The organism is Paenibacillus sp. FSL K6-2524 (assembly GCF_038005525.1).
GTDB lineage: Bacteria > Bacillota > Bacilli > Paenibacillales > Paenibacillaceae > Fontibacillus > Fontibacillus anaericanus.
In genome coordinates, this window is sequence record NZ_JBBOSP010000001.1 from 5650409 (window position 1) to 5669892 (window position 19484).

A 19484-nucleotide genomic window follows, 5' to 3' on the forward strand; every position below is an offset into this window, starting at 1 on the left:
GGGTGTCACTCCAGTAGATTCGTTATCTACTGGAGCGACACCACTAGCCCTATTTTCTAATAGAGACCTACAAGTAATCTAGTTTGTCCAAAACACGTTTCAGCATGACTGCTGCTTGAGCGCGAGTTGCGTTACCTTGTGGTTGGAACGTATTCGCAGTCATCCCTTGAATAATACCTTCTTTGACAGCTTTAGCAACTGTCTCTTTAGATTGGATCTTAGCACCGTCCTTGAATTTCGTTAAAACTTGAGCGCTCGACCCATTCAGATAAATGTTATGACCGGCATAATCCATTGCACGTACCATCATTAGTGCCATCTGCTCCCGAGTAATGTTACTACCCGGTTTAAACGTTCCATCAGTATTTCCGGTGATGATCCCCGCCTTAGCTGCCGCTCCAATGTAAGCTGCATTCGTCCCTGATGTTACATCTGAAAAGCGATTGGCACTTGATGCATCTCCCACAAGGCCAAGTCCCTTTGTAATAAATATTGCGAACTCTGCACGTGTAATATTTTTGTCAGGTTCAAACTTATTGTCCGAGCGTGCGTCCACAATCAGCTTGCTGCTTAATTCGGTAATATCAGCCTTGGCCCAATGCTTAGCCGTATCAGAGAAGTAACTATATCCCGTTGCAGGTCCCACAATAGAATTACCGTTTACTTTACCACTGAAAACTAAAGAACTTCCATTACCTGCTGCCTTCCCTGGCACAAAGGAAGCTGTCCGTGCGGCCAGATCATATTTCATAAGATACACATACATACTAGATGGTGATGTTGCGGCCTTGAAATAAATCTGGCCTGTATGCGCCACATCCACTGCGTTTTGCACAGCCGTTTCATTGTAAGCTGATACGTAAATCTGAACTGGATCCGTAATCGGAGCCGTTGTCACGATATTGCTATAGTTCAAACTCGATATTTGAGCTTTCATTATTGGTTCAATTTGTATCGTAATATAAGCAGAAGTCAGAGAGCTTGCGCTTAAAGCACGGGATATTTCTGAATATGGTATTTTCTCAATCGGCAGGTCATACATCACATTATTGTATTTTACTGCGAAAGAGCCTGTTTTCCCACTACTATACATAGTCATCAACGCATTCATCGGGATCACGACTTCAGCCGCTTTCTCAGTAGAAGGAACTTCGAACACAATTCTCTTGCTCGCGATATTATTGTCGGTTAAATACTTAAAGGCTGCCTGGAACTTGTCGTTATCTATCACGTACTTCTTCATGCTTATACCATACCGGGATTGGCTACTAGATGCCTGCGCCGTACTTAAGTTCAGCTGATATCCTCCAACGCCAAAATCCACTGTCGACATCGCCGTTAAATAATCTGGCTGAACGCCACTTGCTGTCGTTGTTGTGCCACCTGTTAAGTTTTGTACCTGCAAGTTGCTGAAGCTCTTTATGATATTGCCGAGACTATCATAGAGAGGTGCAGCGCCCGTCATATAGGATAAATCAATAACCTGACCGTTTGTTACTGCCGAAGATAGCTTAAGCGTTACCGTATTTCCACTAATCGTAGCAGATTGCAATCCCCGATTTCCTTTATCTACATTTACGTAAAACTGATTGGCCGGTAGATAAGATAAAGTTCTTAAAGTGGAATTGAATGCGATTGTAAGCGTATCTCCCGTAATTGTTGCGGAGCGAATTCCTTCAATCACCGTATTATAAGTTATCGGCTGCAAGTTAATATAACCTGCCATATTTCCATTTAGATCAGCAATTCCGCCGATCCCCGATACATAGGATAAAGTAACATTTTGGTCTTTCGTAAACGAAGAAGCCAATGTAAGTATGACTTGATTGGAAACAATCTCCACAGACGTTACATATACAGGCGTATTATTTACTAGCACTGAGAAATAACTTTTCAATGGAATATTACTGGTTCTAAGAGCTTCGTTATAAGTGAGAATCACCTTATTGCCGGACCCTTCCACTCCAGTGAATTCCGGAGGTCTGGTATCGTTATAATTTCGTACAAGAAAATCATTAAACGCCGCAATATCCATCCCTCGATAATCTTGAAGAGGGTAAGAACCTGGAGAATAGGATACTTTTACAACATCTCCATTTGATACAGAACTTGATAAGTATAATGTAATTGTCGTACTACTTTGACTTATCCGATCAATTCCTTTGGATGCGCCGTCAGCCGTAACCGTAAACTGTTGATACGCATAACTCGAGACACTCTTTAAGCTTTCATTAAAATACAAGGTCAGTGTACTGCCTGAAATATGGCCTTCTTTAGGCTTAGGCATCACCGAGTCTATTCCGTTTATCACTTCTTTGCCGGAGATAGAAGCCGCTACGTTTCCTGCTTCATCCTGGATAGCCGGGTAACCACTACCACTATAACTAACTCTGACGTTCTGCCCTACTGCCACCCCTGTTTCCAGAACAATATAGACACTCTCACCAGAGGTATAGACATTGTTTAAGCGACGCGTCTCGCCGTTTACTGTCACAGTAAAATTAGAGAGCAGCAAATTGTAGGAGGAATTTAGTCTCTCATCATATCGTAAACGAATTGTTGTATTACTATACATTGTTGCGCCTTGAAGTATCGGTGCTGTCTTGTCAGAAGAGACGGTCTGAAATACCCATTCGTTCCTACTCAACCCAGCAAAAGTATATACTGTTGGATTCTCGGCATCACCGATTGCTGTACGAGCAATTTCAACATAATACCTTGTCCCTGCTTCCAAACTTCTTACAGGCGAGATGATTACTTGCCTGCCGCTAGCTTTTACATCGATAGCTACAGAGGAATCATTACGCTCCTGCTTTAGGAAGATCCCTTCACCATATTTCGAATTTAACGCGACGTTACGATCGAATGTGATAACCAAATTACCGCTAACACTTGCATTCGCGCTCTCTCTTTCTGGGCTAAAAGAAGTCTTAATGGGATAAGTAGCTTGAGTCACAGACATTGCACCTGTTTGTTCATTTAGTAAACTGAAATTACGAACATTCGTAAGATCAGAGAGATTAGTTGCTACTGTTAAATCAGAACCTTCAATCGCTGGAGCTTGTGTTGACGTGGCTGCATCTACATTCGCTCCTAGCATCATATTAACTAGCAGTACCATAACTATCCAAATTGAAACTTTCATTTTCATGATCTATGTTCCCCTTTCCGCTTCCCCTTCACTCTATGTAACCGTAATACGCCAATCAGATATACCTATATTTATTAACGGTAATAAGAGCTCGCAAGTTTAGGTTTACATTAATATTTATAGAACCACCTCCATCTAACACGTAAAATAGACCCTAAAGCTACGCTATCTGAACTGTGGCCCGTAGGGAGGAGACTTTTTTCAAAGTTTCTGTCTTACGGGTCAGAGTTCACAGCTTAGAGCCTAAGGGTTGTTATAGAAATTCGATCACTTTATTCTCTTTAGTTCCCGAATAATTGCCTCCTGCTCGAGAGAATGCAGAGCGAGCGTTTCCAGGATTCGATCCTGCCGGTTCTGTCCAGACTTTGATTCTGTCACGTCATCTTTTAATACAGATACATCTTTCTTTAGCACAGATACGTCCGTCTGAATGACCGTGATCATCTCATTCGTTGCTTTTACTACCCCGATAAGTTGCGTAATCAAATCTTCATGGCTGTCTAGTCGTTTATTTATGCTACTTAACTCATTCTCTATCTTTCCAATTTCCCCAAGAATTAAATCCAATTTCTGTTCGCTCATATTTTCCCCTCTTCGACTTGTCTTCAGTATAACACAGAAGAAAATGTTGCTCATATCCACTAATTTCTTGATTCAGTTTTCTTGTTTCATAAATACTCGTTCCCACGCTGTTCTCTCATTTACTACAAATATTAATTCTACACAGTTGCCCATGTGTAAGTTGACGATACCCCGAAATGGATGTATGAATGACTTTCTGTAAAAAATTGAGACTCCTGCGAGATGAACAGATATCGGATCAATTTTCCCATCGCTGTCTCTCTTACTCAAACAAAAGAAAACCAGCCGTTGATTAGTCAATATAAGTTTGCCTTCAGTTCTCTTCCTTCCAATTATGATCCACGCCAGACCTTGCATTCGAATCCTCTCACCCTGATTTATTCGCACCACCCAGATATCACCCTTTCATGATGGGAATACAACATATCTATTCTATATATTGGAAAATATACAATAATCATATCTATAGGTGTTATGTTATGTCAAGTAACACTTATAGTGGGTTATAAGTGATTGATTCCTCGGTTAAGCTTTTTCTGAGGTGAGAGATTGTGTCGGATGTAGTAACTAGAATTGGAGAGCGTTTACGTCATATGCGTAAGTCGAGGGGTTTATCTCAAGAGCAGTTGGCTGAACGATCGAGTCTTCATACGAATTATATTGGGCAAATTGAGCGTGGAGAGAAAAATCTAACGATCGAAACTCTTCATAAAATCACGCGGGGATTAGAAGTTACTCTTGAGGAAGTTTTTAAACATATTGATCCAACTGGTGAGCCCACTGACGAGCTAAGCGAAATCATTCATATGCTTTCCCTTCGATCTAAGGAGGATCAAGCCTTCATCTTACAATTAATTCGCTCACTATTGAACTGGGAGAACGAGAAGAAGAATCCCTAAAAACAAAAAACGGATGTCCTCCCCTCAAGGGAAAGGATATCCGTTTTTATTTCAACTATTACATTCCTGCCTGCGCCTTCAGCACATCAGCCTTGTCCACTTGTTCCCAAGGAAGATCAATGTCTGTGCGGCCAAAGTGACCATATGCCGCCGTTTGGCGATAGATCGGACGACGAAGATCCAGCATGCGGATAATCCCCGCCGGGCGTAGATCGAAGTTCTCACGAATGAGTTCCACAAGTTTCTCTTCCGATACTCTACCTGTACCATAGGTATCAACGTTAATCGATACTGGAGTAGCGACACCAATGGCATATGCCAATTGGATTTCAACTTTATCCGCTAGTCCTGCAGCGACAAGATTCTTCGCAACATAACGTGCTGCATAGGCAGCTGAACGGTCTACCTTTGTCGGATCCTTACCGGAGAATGCGCCTCCGCCATGACGCGCGTAACCACCATATGTATCCACGATGATCTTACGTCCTGTCAAACCTGCATCACCTTGAGGTCCACCGATTACGAAACGTCCTGTTGGGTTGATATAATATTTAGTCTCTCCGTCCAGCAGTTCTGCCGGAACAACAGGGAGAATTACATGCTCTTTAATATCTCTTTGGATTTGTTCCAACGTAATTTCTTCGGCATGCTGCGTTGATACAACAATCGTATCGACACGCTTAGGCTTGCCATCAATGTATTCAATCGTCACCTGTGTTTTACCATCGGGACGAAGATAATCCAAAGTACCATCTTTACGCACTTCTGAGAGACGACGCGCAATACGATGTGATAGCGCAATCGGTAGTGGCATCAATTCAGGTGTCTCGTTCGTAGCAAATCCGAACATCAAACCTTGATCTCCTGCACCGATATCTGCTGTTTCTTTATCCATTTGAGCCGGATCCCGGTTCTCAAGCGCTGCATTTACACCTTGAGCAATATCCGCTGACTGCTCGTTGAGCGATGATAGCACTGCACAAGTGTCGGAATCGAAGCCGTATTTAGCTCGAGTATAACCAATCTCTTTCACCGTTCTTCGCACGATTGCTGGAATATCAACATATTCCGAATTTGTACTGATCTCACCGATTACGAGTACAAGCCCAGTAGCAACTGCCACCTCACAAGCTACACGAGCGTTAGGATCGTTCGCCAAAAATGCGTCAAGAACTGCATCGGAGATTTGGTCGCAAATTTTATCCGGATGTCCTTCAGTTACGGACTCAGAAGTAAATAAGTGTCGTCCTTGTATAGACATAAACAGTCAACCTCCCCATATGGATAGTATGGCAAAAGCCTAATTATCCAATACTATAAATAGTCCATCAATTAAATGGAACAATAAGGATTGAGATCCAAAATGGTCTCCTATCAAAAAATGAACCTTTTCCAGAGCGGAAAAGGTTGATTTGACAATCCTTAAAAGTCATATTAACTTATTTGACAACTCATGTCAAAATAACCTAGGTATTTTTAATAAAATTTGATTAAAAAAGTCCTTCTTGAGCCTTAGCCACCAAGCGTTTCGTAATTTCTCCACCAACAGATCCGTTCTCACGGGAAGTCAGGTGTCCCCAGCTACCACCGCTGCTCATGCCAGTTCCCATTGCGCCTAGTTCACCAGCAAACTCAGTGTCAGCTGATCTTGTACCTACTCCACCGACTGCTAATCCAAACTCTGCAGCAATTTCATACTTCCATTGATTCAGTACGTGACGACTTTCCGGAATGATTTTACGATTGCTACTTGCCATAATACTTACACCTCCTGAAGTAGTTGCGTTTCAGGAATAGTATGTGTTCACCTGATTGGATTACCCGTATTAATGTTTGTTAACTATGGTAAAATAATATCACTTATGTGCTTAAATCCATTACTTAATTTGATATCCGCCTCGTACAATGACAGTAAGGTTGTAAGTATTGCCTTCCTTCACTTGTATACCTCTACCCTCTTTAGGAAACAGCAACAAATGGTTATTGGTTACTGCTTCACCGCCGACAATATCTTTCCCATCAGTCAGATCTGCTACACCATTCTTATCTTCACTATATAAAATAGCTTTACCTGCACGGACAATAAACTCAGTACCTGCTGAAGCTACTAGTATCTTACCCGGTTTCACTTCAACAATCTTCATCTCTGCAGAGGAATCGCTATTTTCACCTATAGAAGGTGGCGTTGTTGGTGCTGTAGGGGTTGATGTACTTCCTCCACCACCCTTAATAGCTTGCTGAATTTGCTGATCCACATAACTCTTCGTCACGACCGGGTCATCGGCTGTACCTGGTTGGTTAGTTACTCCTGCTCCTTCTGCCTTCAAATTAGCTAGTGAGCCTGCCCAAACTCCACCACCGATCAATACTACAGCTGCAGCTACTTTCCACGTTCTCTTCATGATGTTCCTCCTCTATGAGTCTATTACTATCTATGATAGTGTTTTTACTAGGTTTGAACAAGCAAAAATCCCTACTAGAGGGATTCTTGTTTGTTCTTGCTTTGTACTCCTATTAATCCTTGTATAAATCTGTATTAACATAATAAGCTGCTTGTGAAGCAATTTTTGTCTTCTCGCCTTGATATGAATCGTAAATGGAGAATTGGAATCCTCCAGATCTTGAAGTCGCAAATATAGGATCATTTATTACATATGAGAGGCTTTGATTGCTACTTACTATAAAGTCTTTTTCTAACTCGATTTCTTTCTCAAATCTAGCTCCACTGGAATCAGTTACCTCAAGAATGAACTTATGTTTGAATTCTCCCATATCAAACGTCAAATCACGTTTCAAATCGTACTTCATCTTCACTTCCAACCCTGAAGAGTTCGTACGTCCTTCGATTTCTTTCACGGTTAATTTGTAAGGGAACAATTCTATATCCTTAAGGTTACTTTGAATAGTTCTACTATCCAGATTCAACTCCATTGCTGAAGCATTTACGAAACCTGTTGGTTTACCTTCCAGTTCAGTAAATTTGTTCTCCGTAATGCTCTCACCAACAACGAGGTTCCAATTTGAAACCGTTGTTCCTTTCGGCACCTTAGCTGAGAAGGAAATAATACTTGCCGCTTGTGGACCAACAGCATGATTTACTTGATTCACATCAGCCTTGTAATATTGACCATCTTCTGTTTGGAAATAACCGGTGAGCTGAGAAAGATTCGTTTGTTTACTTTCCAGATTCCGCATGATCAGTTCCGTATAGATGATATCGTTCGTGCTTCCCTTGTACTGGTAAGTCTTACGTGTCATCAAATCAGACTTTTTCCCTGCTGTATCCATGTTGAAATAAGTTGCATCTGCAGTCACTTTTAAATCGCTAGTCTTCCCGTAGTTGGAGAACATAACCCAATTGCTAGTCTTATCCGTACCTGTCTTTTGAAGTAATTGAATCTGCAATTGAGAGAAGGTCAGACTACTAGGGATATTAGTCACCACATAGACACTTGTCTTTTCCCCTGGTCCAAGAATTTGAGTCATATTACTATTCACTAATTGGACTGTACTATTAAGCGATGTTAAATCCATTTTATATGATCCTACAAACTCAGGAAGTTTAGCCGCTTTGGTACCTTTATTAGCAATAGTTATTTTAGTAGATAACAAGTTGCCATCGTTCCATGGAAGCTTTTGAACACTGTCGAGAGTTACACCATAGACACCATCATTATTCTTAATCACCCGTTCTTGGCCTACAGCGTGCTGCATTTCTGTATATTCTGGCAAGCTATAAACTGCAATAGGGTAACTATTAGTTGATACAGCTGAAGTTGTCGTTTTATCCGGCGATGAACCTGTTGTTGTTTTCAAAATCAAGTCCATCTCTTCTGCGTTTGCAATGACCGGTAGAGTACCATCAACCGATATCATTTGTTCGTCACCAGGTTCCAGTGACAATCCATCTAATCCACTTGCTACCAGTGGATACGACTTAGATCCTGTTTGAATTTCAAACGAATAGTTTGGTACTGTAATCGTCTTATCTCCTTTATTTACTAAGGCAAATTGTACGGACAAATCACTTTTTCCGAAGCTTTGATTTCTAGATATACTTTCTATTCTAGTTGCTATGTTGTTACTATCGATTTTTAGTATCTTCTCTTTATTAACAGCAGTTTTTGTGCTTTCTCCTTTTTTGGTTCCCAAACTTAAAGATGCAACTGGAATATCGCTTTTTAAAGTTTCATCATTTTGAACAAACAAGAGCTGTAGATTATTTAAATTCACACTCTTGGGGATTTTAGCAATTAAATTTAACGTTTTACTTTCTTGAGGTAAAATTTGATAACTGGTACTTAATGAATCGGCCGTTAAGGCATATGTGGTTCCGCCTACCGTTTGAACAACATATTTCAAGTTCGGATTGTCCAAAGTTTTAGAGCTAGCATTTTGTAAGTATAAAGCAACATTAACGTAATTATGATCCCCTAATCCTAGCACACTGACCGAGCTAACCTTTGCATTTACTGTAAGATCATTTAGCGTTAACTTTTGCGTCGTATTTACAGGAGTAGCTACTGCGTAGTTAGATGGTATATTAATGCTACCTAATGTCTTTTCGTAACCCGCTATGCTAAAGTCCCATTTGACAATCTGGAAGTTCAGGTCACTATATTTCAGATTTTTAGAAATTTGGGTTGTATAAGTAATACTGACCGAAGAGCCTGCTACTACTTTCTTCTTCTCTTTATCCGCTCCTGTAGCGGTTACACTATATACTGTACCTGATTTCGTTTTGACTTTTGTCCAATAATCGATTAATGACAAACTCTTACTGTCATTGTTTTGATAAGTTAGGGTATACGTCAATATACTCCCATCTTCCTGAGCCAAAATATTAACATTACTTAGCTTTACCGTACTCTTACTCGTGATCTTAACAGCATTCAAATTATTCAGCGTTTTTACCGTTGTTTGCTTTTGCGTCGTTGTAGTTTTCGTTTGCGTCTTAGTTGTTGCAGCCTCCACTGTACCTACAATACTTGGAGTTATCAAAGCAGCCGCAGCTAATGACGCAATAACCAATTTAGTCCTGTTCAAGATTAAACCTCCCATTTTTACAAAGTCGTATATAGTATATACGCATTAGATTGGAAAAAGTTTAATAAAAATATGAAATGAGGATGAATTAAAAATAAACTGGTACCCTTAGACTGGACACTTTGAAAAAAAGGTGTTTAGGCTGTGGGTATCTTTTTGAATACTAGAGTAAGCATAGGGGGATGACATGAGTAAGAAACTTTTTAGCGGAGCAGATCAAGTACTTTTACTTAAGAACAACTATGTAAGCAAAATTAGTGAAAAGTCAGATGAGTTTAAGCGGTTATTCATAGAAGAGCACATGGCAGGTAAATTGCCAAGAGAGATCTTTGAGAGCCATGGTCTTCCTGTCCATATCATTGGCATGACACGTGTGGAGCAGAGTGCAGATCGATGGAAAAAGGCATATAACCGGGATGGGATTATCGGGTTATTAGATAATCGAAAGGGCGCTTCTGGCCGTTCTCTTCAAAGAGAGCTAACCTCGGAAGAAGTGATTGCGAAGCAAGAGACACAAATCAATCTTCTCGAGTCTCAAATCGAACTATTAAAAAAGTTAGACAAGAACGAAAGGAGGCTGTTACTCAGCGGAATAAAGCGAAGCATAAGCGTTAAATTTGAACTCATCAAGAACACGGTGGATCAGGGCTTTAGTAGACTGACGGGATATCTATGCGAGCTCCTTCAGGTTTCTCGTTCAGGGTACTACAACTATCTTGCGTCCACAAATACACGTCTAGAACGTACTAAACGAGATGAAGAAGCTGGAAAACTCGTAAAAAAGGCATTCAACCGACGTGGATTCAAAAAGGGTACACGTTCGATTAAGATGGTCTTACAGCAAGACTTTAAGGTCACCTATAGCGAATTAGCAGGCTCATGAAAAAATTCAATTTGGTAAGTCCTCATCGTAAGCCTAACCCGTATAAACGCATTGCCAAAGCCACGAAGGAACACCGGACGCTACCTAATCTGTTACAACGAGATTTCAGAAAAGAGATTCCTGGACTGGTTCTGCTCACCGATATTACGTACCTTCCTTACGGCCACTCTGAGATGGCCTATTTGTCAACCCTACTAGATGCATCCACAGGAGAGGTGTTAGCCCATAAATTATCTGATCGAATCACGCTTGATATTGCCACAGATACAGTAGCCGGTCTCTTAAAGCAACGAAATGTAAAACTGCATAAGGATGCATTTATTCACTCCGATCAAGGGAACCACTATACCAGCCCAGTCTACCAAAACTGTTGAGAGATCATGGTCTAGGACAGTCCATGTCTAGACGCGGAAACTGCTGGGATAACGCTCCTCAGGAATCCTTTTTCGGTCACATGAAGGACCATGTGGATCATCGAAGTTGCTCCTCCTTCCTTGAACTTCAACGTCAAGTGAATCGATATATTCGTTATTACAACTATCATAGATATCAGTGGGGAAGACAAAAAATGATTCCTGTACTGTACAGGAATCATCTCTTATCAGTCTCTTAAACATGACTAGCTCTTTCTTTTTAAAGTGTCCTTGACAGGGGGTATAATTTAAAAGAGGACCCCGAGGGGCCCTCTTTTAAATTGATATTAGTTGTTGATGTAATCATAAAGCTCATTGATTTCAAATGTCGCCAAGCTCTTCTTAGCATTGGATACGTCTGTGATTGCTTTACTGTATTCAGCAGTGTATTTGAAGAATACTTGATCAGTAAGAGCAATTTTTTTGTTATTAGCAGCATTAAGAGTAAACGTTACTACTAATTTATTGTTACCCGATGGTAATACACTGTCGATAACCGCAGCTTTATCAGCAACTTTAACTTCGAACAAGCCTTTAAGTCCCGGTGTAAACTGACTAGCATTGGAAATGTCAATTGCTTCAGTGAATGTCAAAGTAGCTGTATAAACATCATCTGTAACTGTTGGTGCAATTACAATACCATTATCAATGAGTTCAGGTGCTACATCATCAACAACATCCACACTTCTTAATACAACTTTATTTCCATAAACATCTTGAGTATTGTCTCTTACAGTGGATACTTTTAGTCCTTTTGTCTCAATATCCGCAGGAAGTTCTCTACCGGATCCTTCAAATTTCAGGTACAACGTTTTGGAATCTGAACTAATATCATAACTTGAAGGAGTGATAGTTCCCACTCTAAAGTCAGTGTAGTCAACATAGTTCAATTTTCCATCAAATTCCAGCTTAACTTCCTTAGTGCTAGTAGCTGTTGCTTTATTCAAAGCGATTGCTTGGTCTTTGATTGTTGTTGACAGTACATAACTACCATTTTGTGTAAAGTAGTTACCATCAGCATTCGCTACATAATTAGCTTTGATAGTCGATGTTTTAGTTACATTCTTTTTCGTGAAAATACGAACTGTGTCAGAAGAAATTACTGTAACATCACCGGATTCCTCAGCCAGTTTTTCTTCTTGGTTAGAAGCATTTACCCAAGTATATTTCGCATAATCATATGCATCACCAGATCCGGAAGTTGCTACTGCCTTATTAAACTCAATGTATACATATTGTCCATCACCGTAATTTTCCAGCCAAGCGCGGTTGATTGCACCTTCTTGAGCTGCAGCTGCATCAAGAGCAAGGGTGTATGGCAACATTGAGTTAGGTACATAAGCACTATCCTGTACACCAGAGATAGTCAATGTATATGCCTTGTTACCCAGATCGCTACCTAAGTTAATGCTTACAGTATTGTTTTTAGTGTCAAAGGTTGGTTTTTCAATTGGATTTCCTTTAGCATCCGTGCCGGCTTTATCAGCAACTTTACCATCGGAATCCTTCAACACGTAGTTTGTACGGTCTTCAACAGTAGAAACTTTCAGAGCTTCACTGAATTTTGCTTTTACAACGTAATTTCCATTTTCATTTTTAAGCTCATAGCTCAACACTTCAGGGCGAGCTGTATCCAAGGTTGGGTTAACCTTAACCTCACGATCTGCAGCATTATCACTGTAATCGCGAACGCCTTTCAAGGTGATAGTGTTTTCGCTATAATTCAGTGCTTTTTTATCATCCAAGAATTTAATAGTTACTTTGTTGTCATTAATTTCGATGATACCAGTATTTGAGCTAGCATTTGCATAGGCGCTGCTCACAGATTTGATTGGTTCATTGAACTCAACAGTAACCTCTCTCAAATCTTTGGAAGTTGCACCAACAACCTCAGGAGCAGCTGTATCAACTGTAGCTGTAAAATCATACTCCACTGGAACTACTTTTAGGCCTGAAGCATCTGCTACATTGCTTACAGAAATTTTATGAGTGCCTTCAGTCAAATTAGTTGAAAGAATTACAGTATCAGGATAGCTGTATACGATTGAAGCACCGATTGCTTTACCATCAACTTTATAGTTGGCAGATTTTACGGCTTCAGCACGTTGTACCGGCTCGCTGAATTTGATTTTTACAGCTTTTGTTCCCAAAGCTGTAACTTCCTTTACAGTAGGTGTAGTTACATCAACTGGAGTAAATTTAACTTTTTGATTGAAGGTTTTAGTGCTGTCACTGTTTTTAACATTGTTAATGGAGAGTTCAAATTCTTTTTGATTAGTCAAAGAATGATTTTCATCCAGCAACAAAGTAACGCTTGACTTGTCTTCAGACAATATAGCACTCTTGAAAGTTCTATCTTTAACGCTATAGTTACTTTCAAGCCCAGCTGAAGCTACATCTAAAGTACCATCAAAAGTAACTACGATTTGTTTCAGGTTCTCAGCTTTAACAGATTCAATTTTTTGAGCAACAGTTGTTACATAAGTCACTTTATGAGTGTAATCAACGCCGTTGTGAGTGAATTTCACTTCAGTTTCTTTGTTAGCTTCAAGAGCTTTTTCCAAAGTTACTTTCACAACTTCTTTGTTGGAGAGTGTGAACTCAACAACTTTACCAGATTCGGATACTGTGTAAGAAGCTACAGTTGGAACTTGGTTAGCTTCGTAGATAGCATAAGATGCTACAACTGCTTGAGCGCGAGTAGCGTTAGCTTGATAGTTAATTCCTGCTTCTAGGTAGCCGGCTTTAACTGCTGCTTCTACATAACCTTTAGCCCATTCAGTAGCTGTGTTGTTAGTTTCTGCAGGAACTTCAAGTTTCAATGCAGCAACCAAAACTTTAGCCAATTCTTGAACTGTTACGTTACCAGTTGGATCGAACAATTTCTTCTCAAGGTTCTTACCTTCTAGAATACCAGCTTGAGTAGCTGCTTCGATGAAAGGAGCTGCCCAGTGAGAAGCAGTATAGTTCTTGTCTTTGTAAGTAGCTACGCCAGTGATTGGTTCCAAGTTGATCGATTTAACGATAACCTTTGCCAATTCAGCGCGAGTAATAGATTTGTCAAGACCTGCAGTACCATCTGGATACCCAGTAACGATACCTGCATCTTTCAATACGTTAAATTGTTGTTCAGGTGATAACTTAGCGTCAGCACCGAATGCTACAGATGCAAACATTGAGAATGCCATTGCTGTAGACAAAGCTACGGATAAAATTTTCTTCATAACCTTTTTTTCTCCTCCTTGAATAACTTTCATATGAGAGTTTTCTTTAAATGAATAGCTCGTGTTACTCATTAGCCATTGCACCCCCTTTCTAGAGCTTGAGCGGTTTCCTATAAATTAGGTCTGCGACAATATCGCAGAAACTTGTAAACAAACACAAAGATAGAAATGCAGAAATAGAATAGTTTCCTAATCCTACCTAAATCATTATACAATGAGTCCCAAGAGCCGTAAAGCTAATTTTTCTAATTGATAGACATTTTTACCCATAAGGAACATCTTGGAATGTCTGATCTGGCCCTCAATTTCACTGTTCTACATCTTAAACGCAGTAGAATTCAAAAAGTTGCGGTATTTCGAAAATAAATTGCGAGTTTGTAACCTTTTCTAAGCTTACCCTCAATTTCAACTTATTTACTCCCCTACCTTCTGACGGGAATTAGTATAACACGCCTGAATATGTCAGTCATTAAGCAGCTTTTACCAATTCAATACCCTTAGCCTATGTAAGTTAAACACAAATAAGACGTCCACATGGACGTCTTATTTGTCAATTCTATAAGAATCTTATCTTACCTTCATAGCCAACTGAATGATGCGAGCGCGCATTTGTGGATCAGTATCCAATTTAGCGTACATATCCTCAATTGCTTGCTTATTATCCTTATAAGTCTTCTCATGCTTCATTGTAACATGTGACCAGTCAACTAATTCGTTCTCAGCCGCGCGTAATTCGTTAAATGCATCGTGGAAACCCGTTTCAATAACAAGGCCTTCCATAACTTCCTGACTCACTTCTTGAAGTTTAGCTGTTTCTTCAATTCTCTTCTCCAAAATCTTAGATCTATCCTCAAATTTATTCTTTGCTTTCATATAACCTAATTGCGCTTTTGATAAGATCGGTTTCATCTGCTAATATCCACCCTTTTGCGAAAATGTCTATTACTATAAACATTGTACCGTAATGTCCAGCAAATTACAAAACTATGTGATAAAAAGGAAGAGAACCCTTCCCGCAAAACACCTGCGGACAAGGCTTCTCTCAAGTGACTAACTAAAATTCTTAGGGAAGATGTTCGTACTCTTCTTCAATAATTCTACTGCGATCTTACCGGCTTCCGCCCGAGTCATGTTGCTATCCGGATTGAAGTTGTAAGAAGGCTTCTTAGCTCCAGGCAAGGTAATTGAACTGCCCGACATGATTTTAGCCTTTGTTACTGCTTGAACAGCCGGAAGTGCATAATAATCAATTTTACCTGAATCTATGAAGGATTTCACCAGACCGTCTTTCAATTTCTGGTCGTTCAAAGAAAGCTTCAATTTAAGAGCGCGAGCAATCATGACTGCTGCATCCTGTCTTGAAATCGGCATGTTAGGTGAGAAGAATCCTTCCGTACGCCCAGTGATAATCCCAGCTCTTGCTGCTGTCTCTAAATGTACGAAATTCCAAGTTACTGTCCCTGAACCCGCAGGGACATCAAAGAAGGTTTGTTGTTCGTCTTTAATCAGCGGTAAATTCAATCCCTTTACAAGAAGTGATGCAAATTCACCACGAGTTGTTTGGTCATCCGAACCAAAGGCGTCCACTCGCAAATGCTCCATGATACCTTTGGAATAGAGTGCATTCAATATGTTTCTTGCCCAAGGATGATTCGTGATGTCCGTATAGCTCTTACTCAATTTCATAACTGTATAGTAACCGAACTTATCAAAAGGAACTGTAATCGTGTGAGCCTTTGTGTTCACTTCTCCTGCAACCGGCTCCCACTTCCCGTAACCTCCAGCATCCACAAATCTGTATACAGTTACTAACGTTCCTGCTTCATCAACAACATTAGAATTATATGACAATTTCAATGTGCCGCGTTGAGAAGGAACTACTTCACGCTCTTTCTCAAATGCTGTGAATATCCCTTCAGTTGAATAAGGTGCCAGTCCATTCGTTGCTGGCTTATAACCATTCAAATCTCCCAGATCACCTAATTCACCAACGCCCCCACTAATCCAGTAAATATCAGAAACACGCGTGAAATTATACGTATTTTCTTTAGAATTAAATCGACTTGGGTAAATCGCCGGGATAAGATATCCATTATTTACTTCTGAATTATCGTTAATGAGCACACCGTAATCATTACGGCGCTCAACTACACCATCCTTCGGATCCGCAATACCGAACAAAAACTTTGTGTCTGGATAAAACTTTGTGATCTGGTCATTATTTGGAACTGCTGATTGTAGAATAGTCGTTTTCGGGAATGATAGTTCCAGCTTCTTATTAAATACACTGTATTTATTGCTTGGTTTCTCTGCCATATATTGTGCGTCAATTCCTACAGTTGAAGTGTAATACACTTCAATCGTGGCATTGATAGTGGAATTTCCACGTACAATTTGTATCTTAATCTTGTTAAGTTTATCTGGCTTTAAGCCTACATAGTCATAAGTAAATCGATTTTGTTTATCTGGTTCCGTACGCCGGAGTGCCTCGTCTTTACCGATTATAACTTTTGTAGCACCTTCCGCTTCAATATCAAAACGAATAAAGTTCTTATTAACTACGTATTGTCCTCCAACCGTTGGTTGTGGAGCAAGTAGGCGGTATGGTGCCATTTCTCTAGTTATTTCTAACCTTTGATTCGTACGGGCACCCGTAGAATTAATCAATTCTAGATTATATACATGCGTACCAGGTGTTTCAAATTTGAAATTATGAACGCGAATCAAGAAATCCTTATCATTACCGAGAATATCGTAAGTATACCCCTCGGCAGTTGTTTTTGTACCTTCCTCGTGATCTGTTGTTCCACTTGCTTCAGGTATGTCAATCGTAAGTAGCTTGTCCGAACCCAGATACAAATTAACAAACCTAGTCCCATTACCACGGATCAGTAGATCATATTGTTCCTCGCTAGTTGTATACTTATCATCAGCAAATTTAAATTCTGTTGGTATTTCAAGAATCTGTGAAATTATTTTTTCTGTTTCTACAGTTCTCGGATCAGCTTTAAAATCCGACCAACTCGGGAATTCTACACGTTTTTGGTTAAACGCCTCTGCTGGAGGAACTTTGCCCGGATGAAATTGGGTAATTAATGATACATTTTCATCAATTATATAAATCCGGAGTACTTTACTTATAACCTGCTTATTGCCTGCTGCGTCTATCGATGTACCTCTGAATTCAATTTTATTCTCTCCAGCTACAAGTGGTCCAGTAGGTGTTATATATAAATTGAGATTAAATTGTTTCTGAGAATTAGTAACACCTAAGGCCGGTTGTTTCCCCTCTTTTGTGGTCAATTGGTTACCATCAAGCCCATTCACAAAATATTGAGCATTGAGAATGTTATCAAATCCTATATACTCACCAGAAATAATAAATTCCTTTTGTCCACCTTTGGAATTATACGGGTAAGTTTGTCCATCACTTAAGTTATTTACATTAATGTAGCTCTTTGTAGCGTAAGAAATAGTAGCCGTATAAGGAGTTGAATCTGGATACTGGAAACTCACCTTTTGCTCACCACTAGAAAAATTAGTGACTTTATATATATACGTATTAGCCTTGGTGGCATTCCCCTCTATGGCTTCTACTATATATTTTACCTCTACATTCTTCGCCCCTAGAGGCAAGTACTTACCTACCAAGCTGTTTAAATTAGCGGGCTTAGAATTGGTTTGTACCATAATATAAAAATCATTCTTGTCAACACGAGCATTATTTAATGCTACTTGGCTGAACTTACTTAGATCACCAACGAAAGATTCATCATAATCTGGAAGATACTTCATATCAGTAATGGATATATTATTATTATCCAGATGGAACTTAGCTTCATAGGATGTGCTATATTTCCATGAAGTTTTGGTTCCATCTTTATAGACATAATTAACCTTAATTACAGGAGTTTGCGGCGAATAAACAGCACCAGTTACAGTATCTTTGGCAAAATCGAAGGAAGGAATCTCGAAGGTCACTAATCGATAAGCAGGACCTTGGACATCTTCAATAATTACTTCATTCGTTGAGTTTTGCGGTACAAATTCACCCAAAGTATTATAAAGATTTGGATCAAGCATTATAGGTGTAACAACAACATCGTTAACCATTACTTGACTATTCGCGGCATCAAAAGGCACAGTATCATAAGGTACCAATAGTTGTACATAGAGTTTGGCACTTGTTAAGCTCTTCTTCAAGGTTGGATACTTGTCCAACAGTTTGTGTTCATTTGTACCATCATGTACATAAAGATCAATAAACGGCTTATCTTCTGTAAAATAATATACATCTCGTGTAATTTGAATTGAATCAGATGCATTTGAGAACGTAATATCCAATTTATTCAGACCTGGTGACAGCCGAAGTGGGGGAGACGCCAATGTATTATTATAAATCTCCGTTGATAGCGGAGTCCCACCATTGACTGTTACCGTTGCTTTTGTTGTATTAAAAGCCTCACCAAGCAAAGAGATCTGAGAATTTTTCACAACCGCTCTGGTTCCTTCATTCAGATTGATATCTGAGAGGAAGCCACTTCCAGAGATGGACAATTTGGTGACATAAGGAATCTTGTCGTATAGCACATAGAAGGTTTCAGAGCCCTCTGCGTTACCAAACTTCCCGCTGAACGTAATTCGGTTCAAGCCCGGGAATAACGTTAGATTAGATGCCTTAAAGCGATTCTCATTACTAGAGTCCTTCAGAACTGTACCTGGTGCAGAATGCACTTTATCAGCGGTCCATTTTTTTGTTGATGCATCCCAAGTTAGCAAATCGATCTGAGCTTTCATGGTATCCCCAGATACCTTGGAATAAGTCCCGTCAATTGCTATAGTCGAATTGTTAGTGGTGTATACATTCTTTCTTAGATTCTTATCATCCGAAGTACCAGGAACTGGGTTGGGTTCCAATCCATCCACATCCATGTTAGCTGTCTTACGGATGTCTAGAATATCCGGACTAAAGTAGGTTGTCCCGTTGGGCGCTGCCTCAGCAGTATTTATCAAACCTACTGGAAACAACGTAATAATCAGGGATAGCAAGGTTAGCCATATAAACGGCTTCTTAATTCGTTGCATGTGATAATCTCTCCTTTTTTTGAGTTGGATTCTTGTAGCTCCCGAAAACCGCATGACGGAAACCATCCAAAAGTTTTTCACTTAGATTTGTTATCGGACAAATTGCTCTAAATTTTTAGGGAAATATAAAATCCGTTCACAAAATATCGGACGATTTACTTTTAGTGTGCTTATCGCAGTATTGCGCATAGAAAAACAAAC

At 39.8% G+C, this 19484-nt stretch carries 10 protein-coding genes and 1 pseudogene; 2 read left to right on the forward strand and 9 right to left on the reverse strand.

Annotation, left to right across the window (positions count from 1 at the left end; all coding sequences use genetic code 11):
• Positions 1–67: 67 nt before the first annotated feature.
• Together NST85_RS26365 and NST85_RS26370 are read right to left on the reverse strand one after the other, a co-directional pair.
• The gene (locus NST85_RS26365) at positions 68–3151 is read right to left on the reverse strand and encodes a SwmB domain-containing protein (protein WP_341190829.1); all 3084 of its coding nucleotides are present in this window, start codon (positions 3149–3151) and stop codon (positions 68–70) included.
• 267 nt (positions 3152–3418) lie between these two features.
• Positions 3419–3733: a hypothetical protein gene (locus NST85_RS26370; RefSeq protein ID WP_341190830.1), complete on the reverse strand. Its 315-nt coding sequence runs from the start codon at positions 3731–3733 to the stop codon at positions 3419–3421.
• A 551-nt stretch (positions 3734–4284) separates the two neighbouring features.
• Between NST85_RS26370 and NST85_RS26375 the strand changes: the two genes are divergently transcribed.
• Positions 4285–4632: a helix-turn-helix domain-containing protein gene (locus tag NST85_RS26375; protein ID WP_341190831.1), complete on the forward strand. Its 348-nt coding sequence runs from the start codon at positions 4285–4287 to the stop codon at positions 4630–4632.
• 58 nt (positions 4633–4690) lie between these two features.
• On the opposite strand, the gene metK is transcribed toward NST85_RS26375, so the two are convergent.
• The 4 genes from metK to NST85_RS26395 all read right to left on the reverse strand — a co-directional run bounded on the left by metK (position 4691) and on the right by NST85_RS26395 (position 9678).
• Positions 4691–5893 carry a methionine adenosyltransferase gene (gene metK / locus NST85_RS26380; RefSeq protein ID WP_341190832.1) on the reverse strand — a complete coding sequence of 401 codons (1203 nt, stop codon included), beginning with the start codon at positions 5891–5893 and terminating at the stop codon, positions 4691–4693.
• 229 nt (positions 5894–6122) lie between these two features.
• Positions 6123–6389, reverse strand: a complete 267-nt coding sequence (locus NST85_RS26385) for an alpha/beta-type small acid-soluble spore protein (protein WP_341190833.1) — start codon at positions 6387–6389, stop codon at positions 6123–6125.
• 120 nt (positions 6390–6509) lie between these two features.
• On the reverse strand, positions 6510–7034 hold the full coding sequence (locus NST85_RS26390; RefSeq protein WP_341190834.1) for a hypothetical protein: 525 nt from the start codon (positions 7032–7034) through the stop codon (positions 6510–6512).
• 112 nt (positions 7035–7146) lie between these two features.
• The gene (locus tag NST85_RS26395) at positions 7147–9678 is read right to left on the reverse strand and encodes a hypothetical protein (protein WP_341190835.1); all 2532 of its coding nucleotides are present in this window, start codon (positions 9676–9678) and stop codon (positions 7147–7149) included.
• Between the two features lie 187 nt (positions 9679–9865).
• On the opposite strand from NST85_RS26395, the pseudogene NST85_RS26400 reads away from it, so the two are divergent.
• Positions 9866–11174, forward strand: a pseudogene (locus tag NST85_RS26400) (IS3 family transposase).
• Positions 11175–11261: 87 nt separating this feature from the next.
• On the opposite strand, the gene NST85_RS26405 reads toward NST85_RS26400, so the two are convergent.
• The 3 genes from NST85_RS26405 to NST85_RS26415 form a co-directional block, all read right to left on the reverse strand.
• Positions 11262–14270: an S-layer homology domain-containing protein gene (locus tag NST85_RS26405; protein WP_341190836.1), complete on the reverse strand. Its 3009-nt coding sequence runs from the start codon at positions 14268–14270 to the stop codon at positions 11262–11264.
• A 495-nt stretch (positions 14271–14765) separates the two neighbouring features.
• On the reverse strand, positions 14766–15107 hold the full coding sequence (locus tag NST85_RS26410) for a hypothetical protein (RefSeq protein ID WP_127194024.1): 342 nt from the start codon (positions 15105–15107) through the stop codon (positions 14766–14768).
• A 141-nt stretch (positions 15108–15248) separates the two neighbouring features.
• Complete coding sequence (locus NST85_RS26415; protein WP_341190837.1) at positions 15249–19283, reverse strand: S-layer homology domain-containing protein; 4035 nt, start codon at positions 19281–19283, stop codon at positions 15249–15251.
• Between the last annotated feature and the right edge of the window lie 201 nt (positions 19284–19484).